Origin of the sequence: Shewanella glacialipiscicola (assembly GCF_023283485.1) — a bacterium.
Taxonomy (GTDB): Bacteria; Pseudomonadota; Gammaproteobacteria; order Enterobacterales; family Shewanellaceae; genus Shewanella; species Shewanella glacialipiscicola.
In genome coordinates, this window is record NZ_JAKILU010000007.1 from 37005 (window position 1) to 54246 (window position 17242).

The 17242-nt window shown below is 44.2% G+C and carries 13 protein-coding genes; 6 read left to right on the top strand and 7 right to left on the bottom strand.

Annotated features, from left to right (window positions below; genetic code table 11):
* The first annotated feature begins 81 nt into the window (after positions 1 to 81).
* Together L2717_RS07770 and L2717_RS07775 are read left to right on the top strand one after the other, a co-directional pair.
* Positions 82 to 2043, top strand: coding sequence for a TonB-dependent receptor (locus tag L2717_RS07770; protein ID WP_248938022.1), 1962 nt, complete (start codon positions 82 to 84; stop codon positions 2041 to 2043).
* Positions 2044 to 2321: 278 nt separating this feature from the next.
* The gene (locus L2717_RS07775; protein WP_220773169.1) at positions 2322 to 3050 is read left to right on the top strand and encodes an HDOD domain-containing protein; all 729 of its coding nucleotides are present in this window, start codon (positions 2322 to 2324) and stop codon (positions 3048 to 3050) included.
* Positions 3051 to 3146: 96 nt separating this feature from the next.
* Here L2717_RS07775 and L2717_RS07780 read toward each other — a convergent pair whose 3' ends face one another.
* Positions 3147 to 4052, bottom strand: coding sequence for a LysR family transcriptional regulator (locus tag L2717_RS07780; RefSeq protein WP_220773168.1), 906 nt, complete (start codon positions 4050 to 4052; stop codon positions 3147 to 3149).
* A gap of 200 nt (positions 4053 to 4252) precedes the next feature.
* On the opposite strand from L2717_RS07780, the gene metE reads away from it, so the two are divergent.
* Positions 4253 to 6523, top strand: a complete 2271-nt coding sequence (gene metE / locus L2717_RS07785; RefSeq protein ID WP_220773167.1) for a 5-methyltetrahydropteroyltriglutamate--homocysteine S-methyltransferase — start codon at positions 4253 to 4255, stop codon at positions 6521 to 6523.
* Positions 6524 to 6701: 178 nt separating this feature from the next.
* Here the strand turns inward: metE and queG are convergent, their stop codons facing one another.
* Complete coding sequence (gene queG, locus L2717_RS07790; protein ID WP_220773166.1) at positions 6702 to 7904, bottom strand: tRNA epoxyqueuosine(34) reductase QueG; 1203 nt, start codon at positions 7902 to 7904, stop codon at positions 6702 to 6704.
* A 238-nt stretch (positions 7905 to 8142) separates the two neighbouring features.
* Here queG and L2717_RS07795 point away from each other — a divergent pair, with 238 nt between their 5' ends.
* Positions 8143 to 8667, top strand: a complete 525-nt coding sequence (locus L2717_RS07795) for a phosphatase PAP2 family protein (protein ID WP_076497887.1) — start codon at positions 8143 to 8145, stop codon at positions 8665 to 8667.
* Positions 8668 to 8699: 32 nt separating this feature from the next.
* Positions 8700 to 9134 carry a DUF3069 domain-containing protein gene (locus tag L2717_RS07800; protein WP_220773165.1) on the top strand — a complete coding sequence of 145 codons (435 nt, stop codon included), beginning with the start codon at positions 8700 to 8702 and terminating at the stop codon, positions 9132 to 9134.
* 112 nt (positions 9135 to 9246) lie between these two features.
* On the opposite strand, the gene L2717_RS07805 is transcribed toward L2717_RS07800, so the two are convergent.
* The 4 genes from L2717_RS07805 to L2717_RS07820 form a co-directional block, all read right to left on the bottom strand.
* Positions 9247 to 10935, bottom strand: coding sequence for an NAD-dependent malic enzyme (locus tag L2717_RS07805; protein WP_220773164.1), 1689 nt, complete (start codon positions 10933 to 10935; stop codon positions 9247 to 9249).
* Between the two features lie 270 nt (positions 10936 to 11205).
* The gene (locus tag L2717_RS07810) at positions 11206 to 11670 is read right to left on the bottom strand and encodes a YehS family protein (RefSeq protein ID WP_246611737.1); all 465 of its coding nucleotides are present in this window, start codon (positions 11668 to 11670) and stop codon (positions 11206 to 11208) included.
* A gap of 67 nt (positions 11671 to 11737) precedes the next feature.
* Positions 11738 to 13009, bottom strand: a complete 1272-nt coding sequence (locus L2717_RS07815) for an Nramp family divalent metal transporter (RefSeq protein WP_220773162.1) — start codon at positions 13007 to 13009, stop codon at positions 11738 to 11740.
* Between the two features lie 125 nt (positions 13010 to 13134).
* Positions 13135 to 13674, bottom strand: a complete 540-nt coding sequence (locus L2717_RS07820) for a PH domain-containing protein (RefSeq protein WP_220773161.1) — start codon at positions 13672 to 13674, stop codon at positions 13135 to 13137.
* Positions 13675 to 13916: 242 nt separating this feature from the next.
* Here L2717_RS07820 and L2717_RS07825 point away from each other — a divergent pair, with 242 nt between their 5' ends.
* The gene (locus L2717_RS07825) at positions 13917 to 16499 is read left to right on the top strand and encodes a TonB-dependent receptor (RefSeq protein WP_220773160.1); all 2583 of its coding nucleotides are present in this window, start codon (positions 13917 to 13919) and stop codon (positions 16497 to 16499) included.
* Between the two features lie 217 nt (positions 16500 to 16716).
* Here the strand turns inward: L2717_RS07825 and L2717_RS07830 are convergent, their stop codons facing one another.
* Complete coding sequence (locus L2717_RS07830) at positions 16717 to 17217, bottom strand: DUF4447 family protein (protein WP_220774773.1); 501 nt, start codon at positions 17215 to 17217, stop codon at positions 16717 to 16719.
* Between the last annotated feature and the right edge of the window lie 25 nt (positions 17218 to 17242).

A 17242-nucleotide genomic window follows, 5' to 3' on the forward strand; every position in this document is an offset into this window, starting at 1 on the left:
ATAGTCAATGTCAGTTTTGATACTGAATGATGCATATCGTGGCGCTAATGCCCCGTTTTCCTTGCAGGAGTTAAAGGTAAAATGGGAACAAATCCAACAAAAATCGCGCTGCTAATGAGTAGCCTGTGCAGTTTTTCAATTATCGCGCCCGCTATGGCGGCTGACGATATCAGCACAGCTAAAATCGACGAGCATGTCGTCGTTATTGGCCGCTCTGATAATACCCCGCTAAACATTGCTGCTAATGTGAATGTGATTGATGCAGCAGCCATTGAAATGAGTGGCGCAACGAGCGTAACCGAAGTATTACGCGGTCAAAGCGGTATTCAACTTTCAGATAATAATATGGGTACTAGCTTTGCGATGCGCGGTTTTAGCGCAAGCACTGCGGTCAACAATACCCTGATTTTGCTCGATGGCCGTCGTCTTAATAATATTGATATTGCAGCGCCAAGTCTCAATGCGATTCCGCTTAACCAAGTGGATCGTATCGAAATATTATCTGGCAGTGCTGGTGTGCTTTATGGCGATCAAGCCGTTGGTGGTGTCATCAATATTGTCACTAAATCCCCTGAAAATACCGGTGGTAGTATGCAGCTGTCTGGTGGCAGCTTTGATACCTATGAAGGCCGTGGCGATATTTCAGGCGCCATCAACAAAGACTGGCGCTACTTTTTAACGGGTAGCTACAATCAAGGCGATAATTATCGTGAGCACAATGCTAACGAAACCGGCTCTATTTTAGGGCGTATTCAGTATAAAACTGCGACCGATTCATTTTTTATTGAAACCAGTTATTACGATGATGATCGTGAAAACCCTGGTTCACTCACCAAGGCGCAATTTAAAGCCAATCCACGCCATTCTGATAATACCCAAGAGTATATTCATGAAATGACCACAGCGGCGCGTACGGGTTATCAGCACCAGCTTAATCAACACTGGGCGCTTGCCGCAGATGTCGATTATAGCGATACCTTAGTGTCCTCGTTGAACTGGGGGGCTAATAGCCAAAATACGCGTTCAATGCTGATGTTTAGCCCCAAAGCAATCGGTAATTATGCTACGCGCCAAGGTGAGCTGAACTTAGTGACGGGTTTAGATATCAGTCGTGGTAAGGCCGATTTTGATAGCATGCAGCGCAGTAATGTGCAGCAAATGCAAAGTGCCTATGTGCATGCCACTGTGCCTTTAAGCCCTACGTTAAGTTACGTTGTGGGTGGTCGTTATGCTTGGGTTCAAGATGAATTAAAAGATGCGCAAGCCTATCCCCTTGGTATTGATCTTGATGAAGATGCCCATGCATTTGAACTGGGACTAAACTATCGTCCTAGCGCCGAGCATAGACTGTATTTACGTGCCGATGATAACTTCCGTTTTGCCAAAGTCGATGAGCAAGCTTATACCCCTAAAGGTGTGTTTGGCTTAACGCCGCAAACAGGTCGCTCCTATGAAGCGGGCTGGGATTGGACTCTTACTAGCCAAACATTACGAGTTAGCCTATATCGTCTCGATTTAGAAGATGAAATCGTGTTTGATCCCAGCGCACCAACGCCAGAAGGCGGTAGCTTCCCAGGTGCTAATGTCAATGCTGATGCTTCACGTCGCTATGGCGCGAGTGCCGATTGGGATTGGCAGATTACTCAAGCGCTGCAGCTAGGATTGGAATATAACTATATTGATGCCGAATTTACTGACGGTTTAAACGATGGCAAGCAATTGTCTTGGGTGGCAGAGCATACTGGGCGCGGTTATCTCAGCATGGATATTGCCGAACATTTCCAAGTATTTGCCGAAGCTATTTATACCGGTGATCGTTTTATCGAAGGCGATAATGGCAATGAAGGTGATAAGTTAGCCAGTTATGTACTGAGTAATTTAGCCCTTAACTATACCCGTGATGCTTGGCTGGCGAGTTTGCGCATCGATAACCTATTTGATAAAGATTATGTCAGTTCAGGTTATTACGGTGGGGCTTGGGGGGATAGTTACTACTCTGGCCGTGGTCGTGATATACGCTTTACCGTGGGCTATCGTTTCTAAACTCGACAAATTGTTTAAAAAAAAGCCAGACTAAGTCTGGCTTTTTTATTTTTACACTTAGCTCAAAGAATAAATCTTAAAGCACGATAGTTTTGAATATTGTTTTAGTTGTTTGTATTAACTGTCGTTATTTATAGTTATTAGTGAGTTTGAATAAAAAATGGGCGTCACTAATGCCATTACTGCGCTGTCTATAGCTGAAATTATTAGTATTTTAGGTATGATATGGGCTGTAACCGAACCAATACCAGTATAAATTAATAGGTGTAAAGTGTCTTATGACTGATCTTGAGCAACAGGTTTTTTCTCAAGTTAGCGCTATCATCGCCAATGAAGAACAAGTGATTGGCCGCCGAGGAATTTTAATTCCACTCAAAAAGGCGATTCTTGCTGAAGGTGATATTCGTAACGTGATTGATATTGTCTCGAGCGATCCTGCATTGTCAGCTCATATGCTAATGCGCAGTAATTTGGCGCAGGCGGCTGTAGTCGAAAACCACAAAGCGCGTTCGTTGAAAGAGGCGCTGATCCGCCTAGGTCAAGTGAATATCTACCGCTACGCCTTTGCGTTTTATCTCAAAGAACGCCTCGATGAGTTGCCTCAGCCCTATAAAAAGTTAGTCCATGGTTATTGGAAGCTAACAGAAGATATTGCGACGGATGCAGTAGACAGTTTGGTCGATATGGAAGGTGTTGATATTGATGCCGACGAAGTACAAACCTTAGCTTTATTTAGTGTGTTTGGCCTCATTATTGCGTTAACCGCATTCGCTTATTTAAATGCTAATGCCGAACAACCGTTCCCGTTGAGTGCGATTAAATCAGTGATTGATAATCAGCAACAAACATTAACAATAGAGGCCTTTGAGGTATTAGATTTAGATCAAGACTTACGTCAAGAGTTTATGATTGCGCACAATCTGCGCCAAACAGGTAACCCTAATTCAGCAGGTTTAATCCTGCGCCGCGTATTATCTATTCGTGGCTTACTGATGAATCCGCTGTAATTATTTTATTCGAAAACTCTATAACGCATTGATTAAATAATTAGTTTAAAGCAAATAACCAGCCTGAATTCTGTAGGCTGGTTATTGTATAAAAAATTAATTGCCGTTGTTTTGACGGGATAACCCTTCATTTGCCACTAATTGTAACCACTGCTGAATCAATACTGAATTGTTACTATGGCGGCGATAGGCGCCAAACAAGGGACGTTTTAAACCTTCTGCGCCCAGTTTTACCGTTGTTAAACTCAAGCCATGTGCCTCATTAATCGACCAGTTCGGTAACGCGGCGATACCGTCTTTGCAGGCGATACGTTGCAGTAACATCATGGTTAAATCACAGGTTTTTTGCTCGCCAGCTTCAACGCCAGCAGGTTCTAAAAAGTGACGGTAAATGTCTAAACGGGCCAGTGGCACTGGATAGCTGATAATCGGTAAACGCGTCAATTGTTTCGGGGTGATATAAGCTTCTTTCGCTAAAGGATGATCGTTGGCAACTACTAATTTCACCTCAAAATCAAATAAATGCTGATAAGCCAATGAATGCCCAGGTACAGGGTCAGAGGTGAGCACAATATCTAACTCTCCCATTTCTAGGGCGTTAAGCGAGTCGAACAGATGACGACTAGACAAGTTTAACTCTGCTAGTGGGTGCTGTTGCCTAAATTTTTCCATTACAGGCATTAGCCAGCGAAAACAGCTGTGGCATTCAATGCCGACTCGTAACTGATTAATTTCGGTTTCAAGTCCATTCTTTAGATCGCTTTCGGTTTCTAACACCTTAGGCAAAATTTCTTCGGCCAGATGTAATAATCGCGCACCTTCTTGGGTGAATGATAGCGGCTTACTTTTACGCACAAAAATGGGCGAGTTAATCCGCAGCTCTAATTCTTTAATTTGATGTGAGAGGGCTGACTGAGTGACAAAACGTTTTTTGGCCGCGCCCGCCAAGCTGCCACTTTCCTTTAGTGCCATTAAGGTGCGCAGGTGTCTTAGTTCGATCATGTTCACTCCAAGTGAATTTCGCTCATGTTGTGCTTGAAATCAATTCGGTTGCTGGGATAGAGACTAACACAATAAACTTCTAGACGTCCAGACGCCTACTGTTATTTATCTCGGCAGACAGATTTTAAAGTGCCAAGAGAACACAACCGAGTGGGTGCGCGTGCCGAATAGGGCTCATTTCAAATAAAGGAAAATAGAATATGAAACTAAATAGTCTTGGATTTCCCCGTATTGGTCGCCGTCGTGAACTGAAATTTGCCTTAGAGGCTTATTGGCGCGGAGAAAGCACGCAAGCTCAACTTTGTGAGGTAGCTGAAGAACTTCGTCGCACTCATTGGCAATGGCAGAGTGAGGCGGGTATTGAGCAAGTGCCTGTGGGGGATTTTGCTTTTTACGATCAAGTGCTGACTTTAAGCGCCACTTTAAATGCGATTCCTGAACGTCACCGTGGTGAAGGCAATGTGGATTTAGACACCTTATTCCGTGTTGCCCGTGGCCGTGCACCAACAGGCACAGATGCCCCAGCCTCTGAAATGACCAAGTTCTTTAATACTAACTATCACTATTTAGTGCCTGAGTTGTCGCAAAACCAAGTATTTAGTATTGCTTATGAACAGTTTTTTGATGAAGTTAACGAAGCGAAAGCTCAAGGCCACCAAGCTAAACCGATATTATTGGGGCCAGTCAGTTACTTATATCTGGCAAAAACTGTAGGTACAGAATTCGACAAACTAAGTTTATTGCCTAATTTATTAACTACATATGCTGATATTTTGGCGCGCTTTGCTACCCAAGGCGTCGAGTGGGTGCAGCTAGATGAGCCTGTACTGGCATTAGAGCTCGATGCTCACTGGCAAGCGGCGATTACTGAGGCTTATCAAACACTCAGCACCGCCAAGGTTAACATCCTATTGGCGAGTTATTACGGTGGTATTGCGCACCAGCAAACCTTAGTTTCAGCCTTGCCTGTTGCGGGTTTACACTTAGATTTAGTCACGGCACCCGAACAACTCGAGGTGTTTGCCAATGCACTAGGTAACGAGCAAATTTTATCGTTGGGCGTGGTTAATGGCCGTAACGTATGGGCGGCAGAAATTGACTTGATTGCAGAACGTATCGGCTCCGTGGCCCGTGATTTAGGTGATCGACTGTGGATTGGTACTTCGTGTTCATTGCTGCACAGCCCCGTGGATTTAAATGTTGAGGTCAAGCTACTGCCTGTTCTACGTAAACAACTGGCATTTGCTAAACAAAAATTATTAGAGCTGGGTAAGATTCGCCAACTGTTATTAGCGCCTAACTCAGATGAAGCACAAAAAATCACCGTATTTTGCATTGCCCGTCGCCAAGCTAAAGCACAATTGGCAGATAAACAGGTTATTGATCGCGTTAATGCATTAACCGCAGCGGATTATGAGCGTGTGAATGGTTTTAGCGTGCGCCAAAGTGTGCAGCAGCAGAAATATCGTTTGCCATTATTACCTACCACCACCATTGGCTCTTTTCCACAAACCCCTGCCATTCGTGGTTTGCGTAGCCGTTGGCGTAAAGGCGAGTTAAACGATGCCCAGTACACAGAGCAATTACAACAAGTTACCCGCGACACTATTGATCGCCAATTAAAACTGGGCATTGATGTGCTAGTACATGGTGAAGCTGAGCGTAACGATATGGTGGAGTACTTTGGAGAGCAATTAACGGGTGTCGGTTTTAGCAAAAATGGTTGGGTGCAAAGTTATGGCTCGCGTTGCGTTAAGCCGCCATTGATTTACGGTGATGTCAGTCGTCCCAAAGCGATGACAGTAGATTGGGCTGAGTTTGCCCAAAGTCTGACAGATAAGCCAGTCAAAGGGATGTTAACGGGGCCCGTAACGATTTTGCATTGGTCATTTGCCCGTGAAGATATTAGCCGTGATGCGATAGCCACCCAATTAGCGTTGGCGATCCGTGATGAAGTGGTGGATTTACAAAATGCGGGTATCGGCATTATTCAAATTGATGAGCCGGCTTTTCGTGAAGGTCTGCCATTGAAGCACAGCGAGTGGCAGGGCTATTTAGATTGGGCGGTTAATGCCTTTAAACTCAGCGCCGCAGGCGTGACTGACGAAACTCAAATTCATACCCATATGTGTTATAGCGAGTTTAACGACACAATTGCCGCTATTGCTGCGATGGATGCTGACGTCATAACCATTGAGACTTCGCGATCACGAATGGAGCTATTAAACGCATTTGAAGATTTTGCTTACCCAAATGAAATCGGTCCCGGTGTTTATGATATCCACTCACCCAATACGCCCAGTGTGGATGAGATAGTGCAATTAATTGAAAAAGCAGCGCAAAAAGTACCAGTACGTCAATTATGGGTCAACCCAGATTGTGGCCTTAAAACGCGCACCTGGGATGAAGTTGAACCTGCACTAAAAAACATGGTTGTTGCAACGCGGGAGTTACGTCGTCGTTTAGGCTAATACGTTCGCTTAAAATGTGCTTGCTCACTATCAATAATGGATGCCTTGACATCCATTATTGATTTATTAATCTGAGTTGAGAATGGTCAGTATTTAATGTCAGTATTTGGGCTGGTAACGATAATTATCTATTCGATAGCATGTTATTAAGCGCGAGATAAATACAAAATAATAAAGCTTAGGCGTCGCGGGGCAAACCTTTTTCAATAATACGTACCATACGCTCAGTTTTTCGGCGGGCTTTTTGCTGCACGATTAGTTCGTTATCGGCAAGGCGCACTTGTTGGGCGTTCAATGCCCAATCGATATGCTCACGTACTATTTCATCAACTTCTCCATTATCTTGGCGAGCGTGTAATGCCGCAATAATGGTTTCACTTGCGGGCGCATTACCGAGCGCGACGGCGATATTTCTCAGCCAACGTTTATGGCCAATTCGGCGAATCGCACTGCCTTCAGTTTGTTTAAGAAACTCGGCCTCGGACCAAGCAAATAGATTAAGTAGGTCGGGTTGTTTTAGCTTGGGACGAATATGAAAATCAGTTTCGACAGTAAGCGGCGCTTGACGATTGATTGGGCAGACCAACTGACAGTCGTCACAGCCATAAATACGGTTGCCCATGAGTGGCCTAAATTCTTCGGGGATCGCGCCTTGCAGTTCAATGGTGAGATAAGAAATACAGCGTCTGCCATCAACCACATAAGGCGCTACAATTGCACCAGTTGGACAAGATGTAATACAAGCAACGCAAGTATTACAACCTTCTTGAATCGGAATATCCACGGGTAGCGGTAAGTTAATGAGTAGTTCGCCTAAAAAAAACCAACTGCCTGCATCGTGATTGAGGATCAGTGAATGTTTGCCTGTCCAGCCTATACCTGCTTTTTCGGCTAACGGGCGTTCAAGTACTGGCGCTGAGTCGACAAAGGGGCGAAAATCAGCTGCATCAAACCCGAGGGCAACTAACTCGGCACTGATTTGGTCGCCTAGCTTTTTAAGCCGAGCACGGATTAATTTGTGATAGTCGCGGCCACCGGCATAACGGGAAATATAGCCTAAATTTGGGTCGGTGAGATTGGCAGCAAAGCCCGCCTCTGGGGGTAAATAATCCATCCGCACTGATATAACTCGCACTGTGCTAGGATGCAATTCCTGTGGCCTAGCCCGCATCATGCCGTGATTTGCCATATAGGCCATTTCACCGTGATAGCCTTTATCTAGCCATGTTTGTAGCTTAACTTCTTCAGCGCTTAAGTCGGTATCGCAAATACCCACTTGTGCAAATCCGAGCGCTTTCCCCCAGGTTTTTATTTGTAGCGCGAGGCGCGACAAGGTGCTGGCATAAGATTGACTTGGGGATGGAGGAGCTAAAGTCGACATGGATTGATTGCTGCGGGGCTTTTTGCTAGGTGACAATATGATAGCATTTTTCAGTTATTAGCGACGACTTTACTCTTTGGGTCTCAATTAGGTGTGCTTTTTACGTTGTTTTACCGCCATAAGCACCGTAATTAGTCCCCTCGTTTATATTTTTATACCTAGATACAAGCAATTTTGCATTCAGCGAGTTATCAAGGTATAAACTGCGCCCTGGATATTATGCTAAAAAGGATCTCCATTGAAAAAATTACTTTATGTTGCACTGCTAATGGTGAGTGGCTCGAGCTGGGCAGGTTCTGATTTAGAAACATCAGGCGATGTGCTGCATTTATTACTTCCCGCCACAGCAATGGGTGCAACCTTATTTTATGAAGACGGTTATGACGGCAGTTGGCAGTTAATTCAGGCAGCAGTATCAAGCCGATTAATTGTTGAAGGTCTAAAATATGGCGTCAGTAAAGACCGTCCTGACGATAGTGGTGATGATTCGTTTCCATCAGGACACACCTCAGACAGTTTTATGGCCGCGACGTTTATTCAACAACGTTATGGCTGGCAATATGGTTTGCCTGCTTATGTTGCCGCATCTTATGTCGGTTATACCCGAGTGGCGAGCGACCAACATTATTTAGAAGATGTGTTAGCCGGCGCTGCAATTGGCGCACTTGCGGGTTGGTATTTCACTCAACCCTATGAAGGCATTACCTTAACGCCAATTGCAGGTAATGGGGTGTATGGTTTGTATGTTAGTGGTCAGTTTTAGTGTATTTTTAATTAAGGTTAATCGAGATTTTTATGAGTGAATTATCAGCTGCGTACTGTGAAACTGCCGAGCAGATTTCTTACAATGTCGCCAACAAAGTGCTGCCAATGGCTAAATTGCCTGAAGGTTTATTAGCAGCGTATCAAGGGTTGTGCGCCGAATTGTTAGAAGACCGAGAAGGCAAATTTACTCAAGCTTGGGCGTCTTTACCCGCCAGCGCCCGTAATTTGATGGAGCAAGCCGCATTCCACGGTTTTTATATCGCCAATGCTTGGTTGCAATTGAGCCGTGTCGCTCAAGAAATTTCTGAACAAGCTGATAGCGATGGTGAAATTCAAGAGCAAGAATATAACGGTATTTTTCTACGTTTAGCTGACGAATCGCTCAAAGAAAGTTTACGAAAATTGAAAAAAGCGCGTACCGATCGCTCCATGCTTAATAGTTTTAAGCAGGTTATGGCACCTTAATGGTAAATTGAAACTTGAAATAAAAAGCCCCGTCACTTCACTGTGACGGGGCTTTTTTAACGCTTCTTGGCTAAGCTAGTTTGTTGCCACTTAAGCTGCAACAAACTGATGGCTAGAATGAGGTGCGTTTGTAACGACGGTATTCTGGACTCCAGAAATTGCCTTCAATTGATTGCTGCAATATCTCATCGCTCATTGGCAGCGTTAAACCTTGATCTACCGCCACTTTACCAACAGCAAAGGCGATGTGTTTACTTACTGCATGGATATCTTCAAGTTTTGGCAGTAATGGACCCGTGCCATCAATTGCCAGTGGTGAGCACTCTGCTAATGCACGGCTTGAAGCCATTAACATGGCATCAGACACATGTCGTGCACCCGAGGCTAAAACCCCTAAGCCAATACCTGGGAAGATAAAGCTGTTATTACACTGGGCAATCTCAAAGGTTTCACCATCAACAATCACAGGTTCGAACGGGCTACCCGTAGCCACTAATGCTTGGCCAGACGTCCAATGTAAGATGTCTTTAGGTGTTGCTTCAACACGGCTAGTGGGGTTTGACATGGGGAAAATAATCGGCCGAACACAATGGCTGTGCATAGCGCGAATAATTTCTTCGGTGAATAGACCCGGCACGCCAGATACGCCAATAAGGACGGTTGGCTTAATGTTGTGGACCACATCGAGCAGCGAAATGTTATCGCTGAAATTGCTCCAGTTTTGAATATCATTACATTTTTGCGCTAACTTTTGCTGGAAGGGTAATAGGTTAGGCATGTTGTCTAACAATAAGCCCCAACGGTCAACCATACACACTTGTGTACGAGCTTGCTCATCGCTGATGCCTTCTAACACCATTTGCGCCACGATAGCTTCGGCGATACCACAACCGGCGCTACCCGCACCGAGAAAAGCGATACGTTGTTGATTTAATTCTGTGCCAGCAGCTTTACAAGCGGCGAGTAAACAACCCACTGCAACCGCAGCCGTACCTTGAATATCATCGTTAAAGCAGCAATAGCGATCTTTATATCGCTCTAACAGCGGCATAGCATTCTTTTGGGCAAAGTCTTCGAATTGGATCAAGGTATCTGGCCAACGAACATGTACGGCTTGCATAAAGGCTTCGATAAATTCGGCATACTCTTCGCCGCCGATGCGCGGATGGCGCCAGCCCATATACATAGGATCATCTAACAGTTGTTGGTTATCGGTACCGACATCTAAGGTGATCGGCAGAGTATAGGCTGGGCTTATGCCGCCACAACTGGTGTAGAGTGATAGCTTACCGATAGGGATACCCATGCCGCCAATCCCTTGGTCGCCAAGGCCTAAAATGCGTTCACCGTCGGTGACAACGATAATTTTTACTTTTTGGCGAGTGGAGTTATTGAGGATGTCGTCAATTCTATCTTTGTTTGGATAGGAGATAAATAAACCACGATTGCGGCGATAGTTTTTTGAGAAGCGTTCACAAGCCAAGCCGACAGTAGGGGTGTAGATGATGGGCATCATCTCACTGATATTATTTTGTACTAAACGATAAAATAGCGTTTCGTTAGTATCTTGAATGTTACGTAGGTAAATATGTTTGTCGAGATCGTTAGTGAAACTTCTAAACTGGTCGTAGCCGCGAGAAGCTTGCTCCTCAATCGTTTCAATGGCATAGGGTACTAAGCCTTCGAGATTAAAGAAAATACGCTCTTCTTCAGAAAATGCACTGCCCTTGTTAATCAGCGGGGCTTCAAGAATGGCAGGTCCTGCAAACGGAAGATAGAGGGGGCGTTTATTATCGTCCATGGGTAACCTTTTAGTTATTGTTTAAGTGGTTCGATACGAGCTATAAGTCACGTAAGGTTATCATGAAATGTGATCTTTGTTGTCCGATGAGCAAGGTATTTGTCATTTTTTTGCAGCAATCAAGAAGTGGGCTGTTTTAAACAAAAAAGCTCATGAGATGAGGCATTAAGAGGGCGTTGTTGCTTGGGTGAAATTGAATATAAAAAACGCAGCTTTAGCTGCGTTTGATGTTAAAAGCGCGTGGCTTATTCAGCCAGCTTAAACCTAGCGTTAAACGCCGCGGTATTTGAGCGATAAACCGCGAACAAAGTTACGCAGGATTTGATCGCCACACTCTTTAAAGTTTTTGTGTTCTGGATTACGGAACAGAGCGCTGAGTTCAGACTTTGCCATTTGCACTTCGGCTAAGGTCAATACGGCAACAATATCCTCTTCACGCATTTCGAGGGCAACTCTGAGCTTTTTGAAGATTAAGTTGTTATTTAAACGTGCAACAGGTGCTGGAATTTCAGCCCCTTCACGTAAACCACGCTTTTCGATGATAAGACCATCTAAAAACTGACATAAGGTCGTGTCGTTACAAGCTTTATAACCTTCTTCCTCTTCTTTACGTAGAAGATCAATTATCTCTTCGACAGGCACTTCTCTTCCAGCTTTGGCAAAAATTTTAATCATTTTTGCATTGCTAAAATCAAACACGAAGCGCAAACGGCGCAAAATATCATTATTAATCATGGTCATCTCTTGGCGCGGCTGCGCTGTCTGGTTTAAGAGCGGCTATTATACTCTCAAATTAATGGGTTTATTTAATAAAAGCGTACCAATAAACAAAAAGTGCAGCAAAAATCAGTAAATAACTCAGGCCAAACCAAGATAGTAGCTTCATCTTCGCGCCGTATCTATCGGCTTTGGGGAGCTGGCTACTGGTCATTAGACGATAGTTTAACCAAGCAAAAATGACAGTGGTCATAAAAGCCAAGATCATAACAAACTCAAGTAGCGGTAGCAGTGCGCCTTTAAAGAAGAGGATAAGTAACAAACCTAAAGCGCTAATGGCGAGCATGATCCCGGTGAGACGTTTCTCAGAACTGTTGGTTGCACTGAGTAATTGCCAGCCCATAGCTAAGGTGCGGCTATAGCCATCAATAACCGTCACAGTAGTACTGAAAATACACAAAAACGCTACTGCACCAATAAGATAGCGACTGTCTCCACCCATCACTTGGCTATAAAGATTAATTAATTGGTTGGCAAATTGTGCACCGGAATCTGAAAAGTGCTCGCCACTGCCGTGCATCACTAAGGCGCCCAAGGACAGGAATACGACAGCGAGGATCCCCGTAATAATGTAGCCTAAATTAAAGTCGAGTAACGCCTGCGCTTTCGTTACGGTTTGGCTTTTTTGTTTTTCGAGTAACCACAGAGAGTTCCAAGCGCTGACTTCAATCGGCGCTGGCATCCAGCCCATCATGGCGACCAGAAATCCTACATGGGCCCATTGCCAAGGTGAGGGCGAAACAAAATTGCTCGCTAATGGCTGAGCATGATCCCAAGCCAAGGCAACGGCAATTAATGTGGTAAGCGTTAGAACAAACATGATGATTTTAGTGAGTTTATCGAGTAATTGATAATGCCCTAAAATTAATAAAGCCAATGAGCTCAACAAGACCAACAGCGCTAACCAATCGATAGGAAGCGGGATAAATTGAGTCAACATAGCGGCGGTTAGCATGCAAACCCCTGCCGTGCTGGCAACAGCGGCGATGACATTCAGTCCAGTAAATAGCTGTAAGTAACCTCGGCCTTGTTTGAGATAGCCGTGCAGTAAACTCTCCCCTGTAGCAGCGGTGTAGCGTGCACCAGCGGCAAAGAAGGGGTACTTAAGTAAATTAACCCCTAAAATAACCCAAGCTAATTGCCAACCAAATTCGGCGCCCGCCCGAGTCGATGCTACCAAATGGGATGCACCAATTGCCGCTGCGGCCATAAGAATGCCAGGCCCCATAGCTTTAATGCCTAGAGTCAGGTGTGTCATCCAAGAGGATGAGGGAGAAGTTACTGAGGATTCAGTCATATCGTTATCAAAAATACCTGTTGAAAATTAATCTTAGGGTTGGAATAAGCGCCGCTGCGCTCATGCTGGGTTAGTGGCCCAACCTTAAAGGTAAAGTGATGACACTCAAAGTCGTTTTATTCAATTTATCCGTTTAATTTTTGGCTGAGCAAGGCTTCAATGCGTTTTAGGCTTGCAGCCATCTCTACCACGTTTTGTAATAACGCATTATCAGGCTGCAGTGAGGGAATTGTTGGATGCAATGGCTGAGCAAGACGTTCTTTTTGCTCTAATACGCGGGTTCTAAACTGGGGCGCATCAATAATGCCAATTAAGCTTATCAAGGCACCTGTGCCCGATTGCCCTGCGGTTTCTACCGTGAGTTTATGTAGTCCAAATAGACGCATAATTGGGCCTTGGATCAATGCCATATCGGTAATTTTATCCAAAGGTACAGTGTTTTCGGTACGGGTTAATATTCCACGGCGTACAATCAACTTATTACTGGTGAGCTGGGCACTCATATTACTAATATAACGGCGAGTCCCCCACAGTCCTATCGGAAACCAAAGCAATAACAAAGGAATACCGACTATGCTGAGGCTGAAATAAGCGGCTCCAGAAAGCAACCAATACCAGCCTAAATTAGCTTCAAACTCCGCTTGATGAATAATACTTTCTTGCATACGGCCTCTTTATTCTCGTTATTAAAATATGATGATTTACGACCAGATATCACTTAAAGGCTCTGGGTTCTTTTTCAGTTTGTTAGTTGAGAACGTGTCCTGTTTTAACATGTAATAAAAGTGTCACTTCTACTTTTAGCTGATTGACTTTCTCTTGTAACTCATTATCTTACTTATTGTTAATTTAAGGTTAAATATTAATTAGCTTTGGTTTGATAAAATAATTAAAACAAGGGATGTGTATGAAAAGACCTCAGATTTTACCCAGTGCTTGTGCCATTGCCATTGCTATGTCATTAGCCCCTACAGTAGTCCAAGCCGCTGACGGTGTTGAAAAAGTTGAACGTATTGAAGTAACGGGCTCTCGTATTAAACGTACCGATATCGAAGGTCCATCACCGATTCAATCCATTAGCAAAGACGATATTGCTAATATGGGATTTGATAATTTACAGCAATTACTCGAGCGTATGCCGGCGAACGGTGCTGGCGCGTTTTCTACCCGAGGAAACAGTCAAGATTCTACGGCTAACGGTGGTGCATCCATTAGTTTACGCGGCTTAGGCCCTGATGCGACTTTAGTCTTGATTAACGGCCGCCGTGTTGCGGCGAGTGCTTTTGCCGAAGGCATCACTAATTCATTTGTTGATATCAATAATATTCCCGTTTCAGCTATCGAACGTATCGATATTCTTAAGGACGGTGCATCGGCTATTTATGGCTCTGATGCTATTGCGGGTGTGGTTAACATTATCCTCAAAAAAGACATTGAAGGCATTGAGGTCAGCCTTGGTTTAGGCGACAGCTCTGGTACGGATTATGGCGAAAAAACCGCGAGTGTCGTGTGGGGAACTAAGTCCGAAAAAGGCAATGCATCGATTATTCTCGACTATTTCAAAAATGATACTTTGGCTGCAACTGACTTAGGCCGTTTTGGGGTTTCAAATCAATCACCTTATGGGGGGGAGGATTTTAGATCTTCTCGTGGTTTCCCTGGTTATTTCTATGTAGATGGGGTGAAAACCATCGATCCCGCTTGTCCTGCTGATAGTGCAACAGCGAGCGGCAGTTGTTTATTTGAATATGGTTCATATAACTTGGTGATCCCATCCGCTGAACGCGTCGGTGCTATTGGTCAATTTGATTACCATTTTAATGATGATTTAACTGCCTTCCTTGAATTAGCGGCTCAGCACAATACCTCAGAAGCGGGTGGTGCACCAACGCCTCTTGATGAAGATGCTGGATTAACGGTTCCCGGTAGTCACCCAAATAACCCTTGGGGCAAAGATATTGAAATCGGCCGTTTTCGTACCGTTGATGCGGGCGCGCGACGTTGGGATATCGAATCTGACAGCTTACGTTTAGTGGCGGGTTTACGTGGTGTCGTAAAGGAGTGGGATTGGGAAGCTTCTGTTCAAAAAGGTCGTAGTGAGTCAACTCAAACGGGTGATCGTAGCCAAGGTTGGGTAAGAACCGATTACTTACAACGTGAAATTGATGCCGGTCGTTATAACCCATTTGGTGGCGCGATTAACTCACCAGAAGTGATTGATGCCATTACGACCAGCTTAGTACGCCAAGGTCTGTCAAATATGACGTCTTATGCGGCTAATATCTCTGGCCAAGCATTTACCCTTGGTGGTCGCGACATTATGATGGCGGCCGGAGCTGAATATCGCGAAGAAGATGTAAGTGATGTGCCGGATGAGCAATTCCAACGTGGATTGATTTTTGGTACTGAGGCGGTTTCTGCTGCAGCATCCCGTGAGCAATATGCGGCTTATATGGAATTATCTATTCCGATAACCGATAACTTCGAACTGCAACTAGCGGGTCGATATGACCATTATAGTGATTTTGGTTCAACGACTAACCCTAAGGTTGCTTTCCAATGGGGCGTGTCTGATGAGTTAACCGCTCGCGCTTCTTGGTCTACGGGTTTTCGTGCGCCATCTTTAGCACAAATTGGCCTAGGTCCATCTCGTGAAAGTAGTTTCTTTATCGATACTTATCGCTGTGCTGCCGATAATGTGGATTGTGAGGCTTTAGATTACAACACTGAATTTGAAGGCAACTCAGATCTTGATGCTGAAGAGTCTGAGACGTGGAACGTTGGTATGATCTGGGCACCAAGCCAGAAGTTTGATGTGGGTTTTGATCTCTTTAGTATTACGCAAGATAACAAAATTGATAAACAACCATTAGGCGATATCTATACTGCAAATTGTAACGATCAAAGTAGCACTGTGTGTGAGCGTTTAACACCGCAGGCGGGGCAAACGCTAGGTCCGATTAGTATCATCCATTCAAGCTTTGTTAACTTAAGCTCTCAAGATGTACAAGGGATGGACGTCTCTAGCCATTATGGTTTTGAGCTAGATAGCTATGGCGATTTAAAATTCGGTCTAGAGTACAGTTACTTACATAACTTCGAAAAAGACGGCCTAGATTACACTGGCGAATATAAGTTTCCTCAACATCGTTGGTTACTCACTACTAACTGGACTATGGACAACTTTGGCGCCAACATTAATCTAAGTTATATCGGTGAGTTTGAAGATACTCCTGATATCGATTTTGATGGTGTACTCGATTTTGAAAGCAATAAGTCGCGTACTATTGATGCGCAATTGTTGGTAGATATGTCAGGTACTTATCGCTTTAATGACATGTTCAAGCTCACTTTAGGCGTGAACAACGTCTTTGACGAAGAGCCACCATTTGCCATTGGTGATGGTGATACTGACCTTTACGGCTATGTGATTTCAGTACATAACCCAATGGGACGCTACGTTTATACTAAATTCACCATGAATTTCTAAATGATGAATCAAAGGTCTTAATGTTAAACGGCGCCGATTAAAGGCGCCGTTTTTGTATGCTAAGCACATATATTTCAATTTATAACCTAACAAACTATTTTTATAAAAAAATTAGTTTGCTACGAAATCCATTAACAACGAATAACTTATCTGACAATTTATGCTAGATATAAAAAAGCAGCATGATTGCTGCTTTTTAGTGTTGTATTGGTTTAAATTAAAGCTGCGTCGCGGCCCATTTAGCGCGGCTTTCGCGGCTTTCGCTCATTTTGGTTGGTTCACGGAAGGCTTTATAAGCTTCTACGTCCAGCGCTACTAAGCTCACATCGACTTCTAAGACCAATTTACACTCTTTCTTGATACGCCAAGCTGCGGTGTTGTACAGCTCAGTAAAAGGCAATGAACTTAAAAATTCGGGGTTGTATTGCGTATAAGTCGCTTGAGTGGAGTACACCACGAAAGCTAAGTGACGCTTAGGTTCTTTTTTAAATAGCTCTTCAATGCCATCGCAGGTATTGAGCACTTGCATCTCGATAATGTCATCAATATCGAGTAGTTTTTTTTGTGCTAGCTCTGGTGCAACTTGTTCGCCACTTTCCCAGGCTAATACATCGACTTCACTATGATTAGTGAGCGTGCCAACTTGAGCCGCACTTAAGCTCAGTGATTGGCGTAAGTAGCTCATTTCGATGGCGTTCAAGCCAATGTTTTTCGACATAATATTGTTCTCAATGCAATAAAAG

Bases quoted from the DNA above. Each gene is read 5' to 3' on its own strand.
- L2717_RS07820 (WP_220773161.1), bottom strand. From the start codon at position 13,674: ATGCAAGAAAGTATTATTCATCAAGCGGAGTTTGAAGCTAATTTAGGC.
- L2717_RS07770 (WP_248938022.1), top strand. From the start codon at position 82: ATGGGAACAAATCCAACAAAAATCGCGCTGCTAATGAGTAGCCTGTGC.
- L2717_RS07825 (WP_220773160.1), top strand. From the start codon at position 13,917: ATGAAAAGACCTCAGATTTTACCCAGTGCTTGTGCCATTGCCATTGCT.
- L2717_RS07800 (WP_220773165.1), top strand. From the start codon at position 8,700: ATGAGTGAATTATCAGCTGCGTACTGTGAAACTGCCGAGCAGATTTCT.
- L2717_RS07830 (WP_220774773.1), bottom strand. From the start codon at position 17,217: ATGTCGAAAAACATTGGCTTGAACGCCATCGAAATGAGCTACTTACGC.
- L2717_RS07775 (WP_220773169.1), top strand. From the start codon at position 2,322: ATGACTGATCTTGAGCAACAGGTTTTTTCTCAAGTTAGCGCTATCATC.
- L2717_RS07805 (WP_220773164.1), bottom strand. From the start codon at position 10,935: ATGGACGATAATAAACGCCCCCTCTATCTTCCGTTTGCAGGACCTGCC.
- queG (WP_220773166.1), bottom strand. From the start codon at position 7,904: ATGTCGACTTTAGCTCCTCCATCCCCAAGTCAATCTTATGCCAGCACC.
- L2717_RS07810 (WP_246611737.1), bottom strand. From the start codon at position 11,670: ATGATTAATAATGATATTTTGCGCCGTTTGCGCTTCGTGTTTGATTTT.
- L2717_RS07815 (WP_220773162.1), bottom strand. From the start codon at position 13,009: ATGACTGAATCCTCAGTAACTTCTCCCTCATCCTCTTGGATGACACAC.
- metE (WP_220773167.1), top strand. From the start codon at position 4,253: ATGAAACTAAATAGTCTTGGATTTCCCCGTATTGGTCGCCGTCGTGAA.
- L2717_RS07780 (WP_220773168.1), bottom strand. From the start codon at position 4,052: ATGATCGAACTAAGACACCTGCGCACCTTAATGGCACTAAAGGAAAGT.